General features: G+C 54.4%; 11 protein-coding genes and 1 tRNA gene. 2 read left to right on the plus strand and 10 right to left on the minus strand.

From position 1 onward, the window contains the following. Positions 1-55 precede the first annotated feature (55 nt). Together dcm and IV91_RS0104580 are read right to left on the minus strand one after the other, a co-directional pair. Positions 56-787 (minus strand): DNA (cytosine-5-)-methyltransferase, encoded by a 732-nt coding sequence (dcm, locus tag IV91_RS0104575; RefSeq protein WP_051862075.1) that lies wholly within the window; start codon positions 785-787, stop codon positions 56-58. A 148-nt stretch (positions 788-935) separates the two neighbouring features. Next, on the minus strand, positions 936-1,808 hold the full coding sequence (locus IV91_RS0104580; RefSeq protein ID WP_051862076.1) for an NAD(P)H-hydrate dehydratase: 873 nt from the start codon (positions 1,806-1,808) through the stop codon (positions 936-938). A 253-nt stretch (positions 1,809-2,061) separates the two neighbouring features. Between IV91_RS0104580 and IV91_RS0104585 the strand changes: the two genes are divergently transcribed. After that, complete coding sequence (locus IV91_RS0104585; RefSeq protein WP_031596405.1) at positions 2,062-2,670, plus strand: glutathione S-transferase N-terminal domain-containing protein; 609 nt, start codon at positions 2,062-2,064, stop codon at positions 2,668-2,670. Here the strand turns inward: IV91_RS0104585 and IV91_RS0104590 are convergent. From IV91_RS0104590 to queA, 6 genes are read right to left on the minus strand one after another with little or no spacing between them, the layout of a single operon-like run. Next, complete coding sequence (locus tag IV91_RS0104590; RefSeq protein ID WP_031596406.1) at positions 2,667-3,314, minus strand: VTT domain-containing protein; 648 nt, start codon at positions 3,312-3,314, stop codon at positions 2,667-2,669. The two genes, IV91_RS0104585 and IV91_RS0104590, sit on opposite strands and share 4 nt — an antisense overlap. Positions 3,315-3,318: 4 nt before the next feature. Continuing rightward, positions 3,319-4,254 carry a protein translocase subunit SecF gene (gene secF / locus IV91_RS0104595; protein WP_031596407.1) on the minus strand — a complete coding sequence of 312 codons (936 nt, stop codon included), beginning with the start codon at positions 4,252-4,254 and terminating at the stop codon, positions 3,319-3,321. A gap of 12 nt (positions 4,255-4,266) precedes the next feature. Continuing rightward, positions 4,267-6,087, minus strand: a complete 1,821-nt coding sequence (gene secD, locus IV91_RS0104600) for a protein translocase subunit SecD (RefSeq protein ID WP_031596408.1) — start codon at positions 6,085-6,087, stop codon at positions 4,267-4,269. Between the two features lie 31 nt (positions 6,088-6,118). Beyond that, positions 6,119-6,439 (minus strand): preprotein translocase subunit YajC, encoded by a 321-nt coding sequence (gene yajC, locus IV91_RS0104605; RefSeq protein ID WP_031596409.1) that lies wholly within the window; start codon positions 6,437-6,439, stop codon positions 6,119-6,121. Positions 6,440-6,480: 41 nt separating this feature from the next. Further along, entirely contained in the window at positions 6,481-7,587 is a 1,107-nt protein-coding gene (gene tgt, locus IV91_RS0104610) for a tRNA guanosine(34) transglycosylase Tgt (protein WP_031596410.1), read from the minus strand. Then, complete coding sequence (queA, locus tag IV91_RS0104615; protein ID WP_031596411.1) at positions 7,577-8,623, minus strand: tRNA preQ1(34) S-adenosylmethionine ribosyltransferase-isomerase QueA; 1,047 nt, start codon at positions 8,621-8,623, stop codon at positions 7,577-7,579. Before queA ends, tgt begins: the two co-directional genes overlap by 11 nt. 26 nt (positions 8,624-8,649) lie before the next feature. On the opposite strand from queA, the gene IV91_RS0104620 reads away from it, so the two are divergent. Further along, positions 8,650-8,736 (plus strand) — tRNA-Leu (locus tag IV91_RS0104620). A gap of 77 nt (positions 8,737-8,813) precedes the next feature. On the opposite strand, the gene IV91_RS16675 is transcribed toward IV91_RS0104620, so the two are convergent. Together IV91_RS16675 and IV91_RS0104630 are read right to left on the minus strand one after the other, a co-directional pair. Next, entirely contained in the window at positions 8,814-10,016 is a 1,203-nt protein-coding gene (locus IV91_RS16675; RefSeq protein ID WP_051862078.1) for a hypothetical protein, read from the minus strand. 39 nt (positions 10,017-10,055) lie between these two features. Next, positions 10,056-13,286 carry a DEAD/DEAH box helicase gene (locus tag IV91_RS0104630; protein ID WP_160171522.1) on the minus strand — a complete coding sequence of 1,077 codons (3,231 nt, stop codon included), beginning with the start codon at positions 13,284-13,286 and terminating at the stop codon, positions 10,056-10,058. Positions 13,287-13,572 lie beyond the last annotated feature (286 nt).

Here is a 13,572-nt window from a genome sequence, read left to right on the forward strand (position 1 = left end):
TGTAATCGCTCATGTACTAATTATACAGATGCTAGATATATAATGCAAGACAAATCTAAGTCAAAACCAACTTCCCGCTTTCCTCCCCATGGCTAAAGCGAGGGGATTCTCGCGGTGTGGGGTTGATCCGGAAATCCACTTCCCAAGAGGCCATCACCGCAGTCAATTGTGGCTCTGGCTGAAACGCAAACGCCCAAATTGGAAAACCAGGCAACAGATCCTGTTCAATGGTTTCTACGAAATAGTTCCATGCGTCCAAATACATTTCCTCGTTCCGGCTTATTTCAAAATCTTCAATCTTGTCAATGCATTCATCGTCCTCAAGATACTCCGCGATCTGCCATAGATCCGGGTTCCATAACTTCTTCCCCTGCATTTCCAGATTAAACCGGACCAGATTATCGATTTGTCCTTTTTCCTTATCTTTTCGGACCCCCAGAACAAAGACACGCTCTCTCACCTGCGGCGCCCCTCCCAATTCCGGGGGTAACAGGTGGGGACTGAAGATGAGGGGATCTGAAGCCACCACATAACCCAAGTCCCGCAGTGAAGAAACAACCGTCCGCCAAGTATCAGCATGACGGGGACCCGCCAGATTCCGAACATTTTCCAAAAAGAGATAGGAAGGACGTTTGGCTTCAATGATCTGGAGGATATCGAAAAACAAGGTTCCTCGGGTTTTATCTTTAATTCCTTGTTGCTCCCCTGATTTGGAAAAGGGTTGGCAGGGGAAACCTCCAATCCCGGAGAATAAATCCAGAAATCTGAAGGATGAAGCATTATTCATTGAACTGCCCTATTTTTCAAACACTCTGAAGCGCCTATCATAACTCCAAGCGGGCTGACCCTTGACACAACAAATACCACTCTTTTCGCCTTTATAAGCACCCTGGGGGTAGTTGTCAATGGCCAACAGATTTGGCCCACTTTTACCATTAATTTTGACCCACCCCAGCCCCATAAATCCAGCCATTTAATACCTGCCGCGACTCATCAATTACTTCTGACGCCGTCAACCCTATCGGCCCGATTCCCTGTTGCACCAACTTGTCTGCGGCTGCGCCATGCAGATAGACGGCCAGCAATGTCGCCTGTTGCGGGCTGAGTTGTTGCGCGATCAAAGCGGCGATCATGCCTGACAGCACGTCTCCCATCCCGGCGCTGCTTAAACCGGGATTGCCAGTGGGATTGATAAACCAGTTGAGTTCCGGTAGTGCGCAAATACTGCCGGCACCTTTGAGCACCACGATGCTACGAAAGCGTTGCGCCAGTGCCAGTGCTGCGCTGACTCTGTCTTGCTGCACGACATCAGTGTTGCAACCCAGTAACCTGGCGGCTTCGGCTGGGTGCGGGGTCAAAATGCTGGCAGCAGTTCTGTGTTGCAAAGACTCCGCCAGTGCGCTGTGAGCAGCGATCAAATTCAGTGCGTCAGCATCCAGTACCAGTGGCGTATGGCTGGCCAGCGCCTGTTGCAGGCAGTGTAGGGCAGCGCCGGTTTGTCCGAGGCCAGGGCCAATGACCAAGATGGAGAGTTGCTTGAGTTCAAACAGTTGTGTTGGCGAGCGTAGCATGAGTTCGGGTTGTTGCAGATCCAGGTTGGGCGCATCATCAATCAACAGGGTGATATATACCCGTCCCGCCCCACATTTCAGTGCTGCGCGCCCGGCCAGCAGGGCAGCGCCAGTCATGGTCGCAGCGCCGCCGATAATGCCGACGCTGCCTAACATGCCTTTGTGACAATCCAGCGGACGCGGCTTGAGCGGGGCGGTCACAAATTGCTGATTTAACAGATGGGTGATGGCTTCCATACAGGTCACCTGTGTTGGTGAGGGGGCTTACTTGACTTATGCAAAATCCGGAGCATTAGCATTATTGCTCTTTTCGGAGTTTTGTGTAGGCCACTATGCCGTATAACGTAGTGGATGCAAGCAGCAACAAGGCCATGTGAAATCGGAGAAGCTCCTGGGCCGAGGGTATTGAGTTTCATAGAGGTCATCAAGGCGGCGGGGAAAGGACTACCGTGTATAATTCCTCAACTCTTCCATTACAGGATCATTTGTCATGAAACTTCTGGGTTCCGTCACCAGCCCCTTTGTCCGCAAAGTGCGCATCGTCTTGATTGAAAAACATATCGATTTTGAACTGGTGGGCGATGCCATGACAGGGGATGCCCCTTTGATCGAAAAGCATAACCCCCTGGGCAAAATTCCCGCCCTGGTGCTGGATGACGGTCTGACCCTGTTCGATTCCCAAGTCATCACGGAATATCTCGACGCCATCAGCCCGGTGGGGCACCTGATCCCGGACAACCCGCGCGAACGTGCGGTGGTCAAGCGCTGGGAAGCCATGGCCGATGGAATCCTGGATGCCGGGGTTGCCATCGTCCTGGAAAAACGTCGTCCGGAAACGGAACAAAGTCCCGCCTGGATGGAAAGACAACGGGGCAAGATGGAACGGGGACTTGCCCAGATGTCCAAGGAGTTGGGCACCCGCTCCTGGTGTACCGCCGAGGCCCTCAATCTGTCCGATTTGGCCGCCGGAAGCCTTTTGTTCTGGCTGGATTTCCGTTTTCCCGAATGGCTCTGGCGTCAGCAATACCCCAACCTGAACGCGCTGGCGAACAAATTGGGGCAACGAAAATCATTCAAGGAAACACTGCCCAATCCTTAGCGGGAACGGCGCAGAGTATGGCGCAGGGTCGCCACTCCAATGGGAAGCAAAGTCAGAGCCACGATGCCCAGAATCATTTCTGTGAGGTGCCCTTTGACAAAGGGAACATTCCCGAACCAATGGCCCGCCAGCAACAAGGACCCCACCCAGGTAATGGCACCGATGGCATTGAAAAAAGCAAAACGCCCATGGGCCATATCCCCTACCCCTGCCACGAAAGGCGCGTAGGTACGCACGATGGGGATGAAGCGGGCCATGACGATGGTTTTTCCGCCATGATGCTCGTAAAAAGCATGGGCTTCAGCCAAGTGCCTGGGATTGAAAAGTACGGAACGTTCCCAGTGAAAGACCTTGGGCCCAATCCAGCGCCCGATCTGAAAATTCAGTTGATTGCCCAAAAAAGCGCCCGCTGACAACACCACCCACAACAGAGGAAGATTGAACGGGCCGGGAGTCAAGGCATTTCCAGTAGCCACGGCCCCTGCCACAAACAGCAGTGAATCTCCTGGCAGCAAGGGCGCAATCACCAGCCCCGTCTCACTCAATATGATCAGAAACAGAATCAAATCGGCGGCATACCCATACTGCTGACTCAGTGCTACCAGATGGTCATCCAGATGCGCCAAAAAATGAAGGATATCCACGAAATTATGGGGTATCCGGAAGTGTGTTGGTTTTTCTGTCGCTCACCAGAAAATCAGCACGGGTCATGCCCAGTGCCATGGCAATGGGACTGGCCACCAATACAGAGGAGTAGATCCCGAAAAGAATTCCGATGGTCAATGCCAAAGCAAAATAATGCAGGGCTTCTCCCCCAAAAAAGAGCATGGAAGTCACCATCAACTGAGTGCATCCATGGGTAATAATGGTCCGACTCATGGTCCGCGTGATGGCATTGTCGATGACCTGGGAAACCGACGCCCCGCGCATCTTGCGAAAGTTCTCTCTTACCCGGTCGAACACCACCACGGATTCATTCACCGAATACCCCAGAATGGCCAATACCGCCGCCAGAACAGAAAGAGAAAACTCCCACTGAAAAAAAGCAAAAAATCCCAGAATGATCACCACATCATGCAGATTAGCCATGAGGGTGGCCACCGCCGGTCTCCATTTGAAACGCAGAGAAAGGTAGATGACGATGCCCAGAGAGACGAACAATAGAGCGGCAGAGCCATCCTTGACCAACTCATCGCCGACCTGAGGCCCGACAAATTCCACCCGGCGCACCTGCAAAGAGGCATCCTGTTGCCGCAATGCCTGACGCACCTTTTCCGAAAGGGCGCCACTGCTGACTCCATGACGCAGTGGCAAACGAATCAACACATCATGGGAACTTCCAAAGTTCTGCACATTCGCATCGTGCAACCCCAACTGCTTCAGGCTCAGACGCATCCCCGTCAAATCGGCCTGACCCGCCGTATGGACTTCCATGACGGTGCCGCCAGTGAAATCCACTGAAAAATTCAGGCCCTTGCTGTACAAAAAAAACACCGCCAATAAAAAGGTGATGAGCGACACCGTGGTGGTGTATTTTCCCCAACTCATGAAGGGAATGTCACGTTTCATCCGAAAAAATTCCATAGCGTCCTCAGGTCACATGCCGATGGAAAGGTGATCGATCTTGCGGCGGCGTCCGTAGATCAGGTTGATCAAAGCGCGCGAAACCAATACGGAACTGAACATGGAGGTCAGTATCCCAAGCACCAACACCACGGCAAACCCTTTAACCGGCCCGGACCCGAAAGCAAACAGCGCCAGACCGGCGATCCCCGTGGTTACATTCGAATCCAGAATAGTCCCAAAGGCCCGGTCATAACCCGCATGAATGGCTGCCCCTGGCGAATTTCCATTGCGCAATTCTTCCCGAATGCGCTCGTTGATCAGAACGTTGGCATCAATGGCCATCCCCACGGTCAACGCAATCGCTGCCATGCCTGGCAAGGTGAGGGTGGCCTGCAGCAAGGATAACAACCCCACCAGCAAAAGAACATTGACTGCCAGGGCCACCACCGATATGGTACCGAACAGGGCATAATAAACCACCATGAAGACTGCAATGGCGGCAAATCCGATCCATGTGGAATGGAAACCCCGGGCAATGTTTTCCGCCCCCAGACTGGGCCCCACGGTCCGCTCTTCCAGAAAATCCATGGGTGCCGCCAAGGCCCCTGCGCGCAGCAATAGCGCCAGATCATTGGCCTCTTTGGAACTTTGCAAACCGGTAATCTGAAAACGTGCCCCCAGTTCATCCTGTATGGTAGCCACGCTGATGGCTTCGGTCTTGCTCTTTTCCAGAAGCAGGATGGCCATGCGTTTTTTGAGATTGTCCCGAGAGACCTGACGAATGATGCGCGCGCCCTTGGCATCCATGCTGATATTCACAGTGGGACGATTACTTTGGGAATCAAAGCCCGCACCGGCATCGGTAATGACATCCCCGCTCAACACCACCGCTTTGCGCACGAACACCGGAATTCCCTGCCGATCCAGCACCAGAAAATCGCCAGGGGGTGGCATCTGGGTTACCGAAATGGGGTTGGGATGATCTTCATCCACCAGATGGATTTCCAGAGAGGCCGTTCGACCGATGATGTCCTTGGCCTTGGCCGTATCCTGCACGCCAGGAAGTTGCACGATGATGCGGTCCGCACCCTGCTGCTGAATGATCGGTTCCTTGGCGCCTAACTCGTTGACCCGATTACGCAAAGCCAGAATGTTCTGTTTTACCGCCTGATCCTGGATGGCCGCACGGGTTTCCGGCTTCAAGGACAACACCAGATCCCCCCCTTCGGCCTTCAGATTCATATCATGATGGATGCTTTCCAGAACCTGCTGGGCAGAAGACAGGGATGCTCCATCATGAAAATGCAGTACCAACCGTTCCCCATCCCGGCTCAACCCGTCGTAGTAAATCTGTTTGTCCTGCAACTCGGACCGAACTTCCGCTCCATCCCCTTCTAATCGCTTGGTCAGCGCGGCCTGTTGATCCACCTGGAGCAGAAAATGCACCCCCCCCGACAGATCTAGGCCCAGATACATGGGTAACGCGCCAATCTCCGACAACCAGGACGGAGAATTGGGCACCAGATTGAGCGCCACCACATAGTGCTGAGGCTGTCCCTCGGGGTTCAGCACATGGTCGATGATGTCGCGCGCTTTCAATTGGGTATCCGTATCGGCAAAGCGTACCCGCAACCCGACCCCATCGAGGGAAGCACGGGTCTCGGCCAACTGAGCCACCTTCAGGGCCTGTTCCACCTGATTTTGTACTTCCGGACCCACAGGTGGAGTGGTGCCCAAGGAGGAGATCTGGACAGCGGGAGATTGACCGAAAAAATTGGGCAGCGTATAAAGTGCGCCCAGAGCGATCACACAAAAGATCAGCAGATTCTTCCAGAGCGGAAAACGATTCATCAAAATTCCTGGTGCGACCTCTGGGGCCGGTTTATTTGAGACTTCCCTTGGGCAGCAAATTGCTGACGGCAGAGCGCTGAACCTGTATCACGGTACCCTTGGCCACTTCGAGGCGAACAAAATTGGCATCGATTTCAACAATCTTGCCGATAATCCCCCCCACCACCACCTCATCCCCCTTGCTCAGGGACTCCAGCAAGGCCTTCTGTTCTTTCTGACGCTTCAACTGGGGGCGGATGATCATGAAATAAAGCGCCAGAAACATGAACGCGATAAAGAACAGGTTGATTCCCATATCAGGGGTGGCGGCTCCACCACCGAATACGTTAGCAAAAGCATTTTCGATCAGCATGTGTCTCTCCAAAAAAACTTCACGATTCTAACACGATAGGATCACTTCACTCCATGTGCACGGTCGGCCTGAAATTGTTGGGTGAATTTGGTGAGGGTGCCGGTTTCGATGGCCGTGCGTAATTCGCTCATCAAAGTCTGATAGTAATGCAGGTTATGCAACGTATTCAGACGTGCCCCCAGCATTTCTTTTGCCTGCTGGAGATGGTGCAGATAACTGCGCGAAAAGTGTTGGCAGGTATAGCAGAGGCAAGTGGGATCCAGCGGCCGGCCATCATTCTTGTACCCGGCATTACGAATCTTGACGTTCCCGAAACGGGTAAACAGCCAGCCGTTGCGCGCATTGCGCGTGGGCATGACGCAATCCATCATGTCGATTCCCGCAGACACCGCGTTCACGATATCCTCCGGCGTACCCATCCCCATCAGGTAACGTGGCTTATGGGCTGGCAACAGGGTCGGTGTATGGGCCAGAATACGCGCCCGGTCAGCGGGAGGTTCTCCCACCGACAAACCGCCGATGGCATACCCCGGGAAATCCAGTGCCACCATTTCTTGCGCCGAGATTTCACGCAAGGATTCGTACATTCCGCCCTGGATGATCCCGAACAGGGCATTGGGATTTCCTTCGTGACCGCGCAGGGAACGATCCGCCCAGCGCAGGGATAATTCCATGGAATTGCGGGCTTCTGGCTCTGTGGCCGGATAAGGCGTGCACTCATCAAAGGCCATGACGATGTCCGAATTCAGGACGCGTTGAATTTCCATGGAGATTTCCGGGGTCAGGAACAGACGATCACCATTGAGGGGGGAACGAAAGATGACCCCCTCTTCCGAAATCTTGCGCAATGCCCCCAAACTGAAAACCTGAAACCCCCCCGAATCGGTCAGGATCGGAGCTTGCCAGTTCATGAATCCATGCAATCCTCCCTGCGCCCGAAATACTTCTAGTCCGGGGCGCAACCACAAGTGAAACGTATTCCCCAGAATGATCTGTGCCCCCAGGGCCGTCAACTCATCGGGGGTTATGCCCTTGACCGCCCCATAGGTTCCCACCGGCATGAATACGGGCGTTTCCACCACGCCATGGGGCAAACTCAAGCGAGCCCGACGCGCCTTGCCATCCTGAGCCAATACCTCAAACTTCATCTTTTTCTCTTTCCAACAACATGGCATCCCCATAACTAAAAAACCGATACGCCTGTGCAACGGCATGGGCATAGGCCTGCCGCACCGCTTCCATCCCGGCAAAAGCACTAACCAGCATGAGCAGGGTTGAACGGGGCAAATGAAAATTGGTCAGGAGGCAATCCACCACCTGAAAACGATACCCTGGGGTAATGAACAAGCGGGTTTCCTGAGACCCTGCGCATAATTCCCCCTTGGCTGCGGCGGATTCCAGTGCCCGCAAACTGGTGGTCCCCACCGCCACCACCCGCCCACCTCGCGCCCATGTACGCCGGATGGCCTCCACCGTTTCCGCAGGGAGGTTGAACCATTCCGCATGCATGTGATGATCCGCCAGACGCTCCACGCGCACGGGTTGAAAGGTTCCGGCCCCCACATGCAAGGTCAGGGAGGCTGTTTCAACACCGCCAGCGCGCACCGTCTCCAGCATCGCTTCATCGAAATGCAACCCCGCCGTGGGAGCCGCCACCGCACCGGGATTCCGGGCATAAACGGTCTGATAGCGCTCTGCATCCACCACACCCGCCGCATGATCAATGTAAGGAGGCAACGGCAAGGACCCCACCTGTTCCAGCCAGGCATGGAAGTCCGGCCCGGTCTCCCCATCCATCAACGCAACCCGGTAAAGGTCTTCAACTTTTTCCAGGACTTTCCATGCCCGGCCATCGGCAAAACGGATCAAACCTCCCGCACGGGGCGCATGACTGGCACGAATCTGCACCCAGGCTTCAGAGGCCGACACAACCCTTTCCACCAAGGCCTCGATCCGCCCGCCGCTGGCTTTCTGGCCGAATACCCGCGCCTTGATCACGCGCGTATCGTTAAAAACCAGAAGATCACCCGCCCGCAGCAACTCGGGAAGTTGAGCAAACCACTGATCCCGTAACCCACGCGCGGATAGATGAAGCAGCCGGCTGGCACGCCGCACCGCCGTCGGCGTTTGGGCGATCAGGTGAGGTGGAAGAATATAATCGAAATCACTCGTGCAGAAATCCATGGAGCGCATTATAATGCACGGCTACTGCCCGGGTGGCGAAATTGGTAGACGCATCAGACTCAAAATCTGACGCTGGCGACAGTGTGCCGGTTCGAGTCCGGCCCCGGGCACCATCAAGTACCACGATATCCCTCAATCACCTTCACGGCGACAGGGTCTTCATTGCCCGGCCATTCGGGCAGTGACAAATCTAAACCCTCCGCAGGTACATGGCGAAAAGTCCGGGATGGGCTTGCTTGAGTTTCTGGCGCAAAGCCATTGTCCGTTCCGAAAGCGCTCCACCGCCTACCAGCAAAGTGTGCAGAGCGGCATAAGCTCGACCTGCAGTATGCGCCTGTGAAACTTCTTCCGCAGTTAAGGCATTGCAGGTTTCCGTCCTCTCCAACAGCAGCCAGACGGGGAAGAACGGCGTACTCAGTTCAGATTCCGCTTCAAGGTTACGATAACGTTCCCAGTCTGGCCGCAATTCCTTGTCGGGCAATGTCCCGCTTGCCAGCGCCTGTTCCATCTGGACAGGAAAATCCCAGCACATCCTGCACCAAGCGGCCAGCGCTGCCGGGCGGTTGCCAAGGTAAAACAAGGCTTCCGCCAATCGCAGACGCAATACCGGATCAATCTGCCACACCGAATCTTCAAGCACCGATTCCTTCACTCCGGCCCAGTCCTGGGCACGAGCGAGCGGGTAACTGGCATGCAGCAATGGCGTCTCTGCCACAAACGGACGCCCACGCAAGGCATCCGCCATCCTCCGCCAGAACGGCGCCAGAAAGTCTCTCGCACCGACACCAAGCGCTCCTGTTGCCAGCGGCACCAGGTATCCTTCAAGATATTCGATTTCAGAAAAATAATCGTCCACTGGCTCGAACTGTCTTTGAGCAGCATTGCACAGAACTTCCAGCATGCCCAAACGCGGATGGGATGGATCCGTTTCCAGCAACCTGTCCGTTAGCCGGATCGCCTCTTCCACGCGGCGCGACGACAGCGCATCGACAATGCCGTTGACCAGCACATTGCCGGAGTTGTCCATGAACAGGTCGAGTTGAACCTCGTTACCACCGCGCCGATAATGAACGCAGCACAACTCTTCAAACTCCGTATCGCTGGAAAATCGTAACGCTTGCCCAGCCTTCCCCTCCCAGGAAAGAAATTCGCGCCGGTCCGCGTGCAAACCCAACTTCACGGCGTAGCGACCAGCCTCAGTCAACAATGCACGTATACGCACAGGATTGCCTGCCAGCACCTCCTCCAGCGCAATGACTCGACCATAGCGCCAGGCTTCATAGTCAGGATAGGACAGCCGCCCCTCGGCAAGCAACAACTCGACTGGGGAGTAAATACCTTGCTCCAGCAGGAGCCGGTCGACTTCAAAACAAATTTTCCGGAAATCTTCCATTATTTTCAATGAATCCACTCGCTCTTCACTATCCCTGATTTATCCTAGGGGTTCGAACAACATCGTCAAGTCCTCCGCAGTCATTGGCGCGCTGACTTCCCCACCGTCTTCCAGTACGCCTTGTGCGAGATCTCTTTTCCTTCCCTGCATGCTGATGATCTTCTCTTCCACCGTGCCTTCGGTAATCAGTTTATAAACGAACACCGGGTTTTCCTGGCCGATGCGATGGGCTCGATCGGTAGCCTGATTTTCGGCTGCGGGGTTCCACCATGGGTCGTAGTGAATGACGGTGTCGGCAGCGGTAAGGTTCAGTCCCACGCCACCCGCCTTGAGACTGATCAGGAACAGTGACACCTCGCCGTCCTGGAAACGATTTACGGGCGTAGCACGGTCAATGGTATCACCCGTGAGTTTGACATAAACCAGACCGTGCCTGGCCAGTTCCAACTCGATCAACGTCAGCATGGAGGTGAATTGGGAAAACAGCAGGATGCGTCGCCCTTCTCCCAGCATATCCGGAAGCAGGCTCATCAATAATTCCAACTTGGCTGACTGATCCACCCGTTTCGCTGTGGGCAATTTGAGAAGTCGAGGATCGCAGCATACCTGACGCAATTTGAGCAACGCATCCAGGATCACGATCTGGCTGCGGTTCACGCCTTTCTTGTCGATTTCCTGTCGCACTTTTTCGTGCATGGCTATCCGAATGGCTTCATAAAGATCCCGCTGGGTGCCGTCTAGTTGGCAATAACGCACAATCTCCGTTTTCGGAGGCAATTCTCTGACCACTTGTGCTTTTGTTCGGCGCAACAGAAATGGCGCGATACGCCGTACCAGAAGACTGCGCCGTTCGTTATTACCCTGTTTTTCAATGGGCGTACGAAACAGTTTGCGAAAACTTTTGTCGTCGCCAAGCAATCCGGGCAGCAGGAAATGAAACAGCGTCCATAATTCGCCCAGATGGTTTTCCAGTGGGGTGCCGGTGAGCGCAAGTCGATGGCGCGCCTTGATCTGATGAACAATGCGGGTGGCCTGCGACTTGGGGTTCTTGATGATATGCGCCTCATCAAGGATCAGATAATAAAATTCCTGTTCTGTCAGTACATCCTTGTCGCGCAGCAGCAAAGGGTAGGTGGTAAGCACCAGATCGTAATCGCCAATGGACTCGAAATGCTGCTTGCGCGACAAACCCTGCAACACCAGCACGCGCAACATCGGCGCAAAGCGCTCCGCCTCCCGCTGCCAGTTGAACATCAAACTGGTGGGCGCCACCACCAGGCAGGGCCGATTCAGTCGATCAGATTCCTTTTCCAGCAGTATATGCGCCAATGCCTGCACAGTCTTGCCCAAACCCATGTCGTCGGCGAGGATTCCGGCCAAATCGTATGCGCGCAAAAATTGTAGCCAGTTGAGGCCTTCCTGCTGATAGCCGCGTAACTCGGCTTTCAGGCCGAGGGGGGGAGCGACCGGCTGGATACCCTCGAATTCGCGCAACTTTTTCCCCAACGCTCGCAGCCGTTCCCCACCCATCCAGCGCAGGCCGGTAGCAGCATCGTCCAATTCTGCCAAACGCGCGGCCTGAACGAGTGACAACTCGAAGCGCTCCGGATTTGCATCTTTGTCGTAAAGTTCGACCAGTACGGAAAGAATGCCACGCACACGGGAGGAGGGTAACAATAGCAATCGACCATCGGGCAGATGACCGATAATGTCCTGATTCCCATCCGCCATCTTTGCCAGTGCCTCGACAGTCAACTGCTCCGGGAACTGGCGAATCATGTTCAGCAGAACAGGCAGCAGATTCACTGCATGGCCATCCACCTGTATCCCCAATTCCAGACCAAACCAATCGTTGCCACCGCCCTCCTCCACAGTGACGGTCCAGTCTTCCACTTTGGCAAAATTAAAGCGGAAATTTGCGTCCATGTCCACACGCCAGCCTGTGGCCCGCAACTCAGGCAGATCATAGAGACAAAAATCGATCCAACCTTCATCCTCGTCATCAAGGACAAAGCCATCCGGGTATTTTTTGCCCAAATGCTGATCGTATAACTGGGACGGAACGAATCCCACATCGACAAAATCATCGAGAAAACGCTGTTCGACATCAGTATTGCGGACGATATGAAGCAATTCCGAACCAATACAACGCGTGATTATCTTGTCCGTGGACGCTCCACTGATGCGAATACCGTCATAATCGAATTCAACTTGCGCCAACTCGATGATTTCCGGGCTGGTTGGGTTGCTTCTGACGTATCGATCGTAATAGAACGGCACGGGCAGGTCAATGCTGGACAAATGCAGGCAGGGAACCGGAAGAAGATCACTGATTTCCCGCTTCTGCAATATTTGCAGCAATGGCGCCCTGGTCGAAGGCAGCCTATGCGCCAACTCCATTCCGAGACGTCCTGCCAGATTGGCCGGTATGACTGGCGCGTCAGCAAGCGCATGAGCGATTTTGTCGGGAATACCGGTATCCAGTTCGCCGCAGACCCTTGCGTTCTCATCCAGATACCAGGGAGGAGAAAACGGTAATACGCGCGCTGGCAAAGACATTTCAAAAGTCAGCCGCTGGTTGCCAAGTTCATCCATCACCCACATCGGCTGCGCCGTGCGTTTTTCGCTCATGGAAAGGGGCTCGGAATCTGTGGTATCCCAATAGCACCTGCCCGTGGCAATCATTTCTGTTGCCACCTTGGCACCCATCTCCCCTCTCAATCCCATCTGTGAATAACCACTCGTGCGCAGCATATTCATGCTGGCGATAATTTCCTTATCACGTCCCGTGAAATAGCGCGGCGGCGGATTCTGGTTATTGAGAACGCTGTGATGAGGTGATGCCTTGCCAAAACCGCCGGCCTTGAGCAACTTGGTGGTAAAAAAATGTACCTCTAATTGTGGTGGCGTGCTGCGGGAATTCCTGAGAACATAGAGCAGACGTTGTGGCACATCATCGGACAAGATATCCCTATCGATCGTCGGTCGGGTTGCCAGTTCGATTTCTTTCAGCCAAGTGGTGATTTCGTGGGGCAGTGCCGGCTCATCAGATTTTTTTTCGGCAAAATCCGTCTGAGCAGCGTTCGTGGGTGCGGGTGATAACGACAACGCTCGTGCACTGAGCAGTGCCGCAACCACATGCTTGCAATTATATCCCACTGGACAACTGCATTCACCCTCGATCCGCGTTCCGCCACCCGGCTGTGCCTGAAAACGAATATAGACACGGTAGCGGTTGCCGCCAGAACCACCAACAACCGCAGAAATCAAACTGCCGTCCTTCGGGATTTCCAGCGTAATCACTTTACCGTTGCGAGAATATGCTCGCCCGCGTTCCAAACAAGTGCTTGAGAAAGCCCCAGAAAAATCCTGCGGGGTAATGGTTGAAAGCATCAAGGTAACCTCTTATTCAAGTTGACGCCCCCCCGACATGATGGTCTTTATGGGCACGGGCAGTACCGGCAGGGCTTGCCGCGCATCGGGTCATTCTGATACCCTCGCAGTATTCAAGTGGGAATTATGGGGATTAATGTTGAGCACGGCAAGGCTCTCGGAG

Origin of the sequence: Ferrovum myxofaciens, assembly GCF_000735045.1 — a bacterium.
Taxonomy (GTDB): domain Bacteria; phylum Pseudomonadota; class Gammaproteobacteria; order Burkholderiales; family Ferrovaceae; genus Ferrovum; species Ferrovum myxofaciens.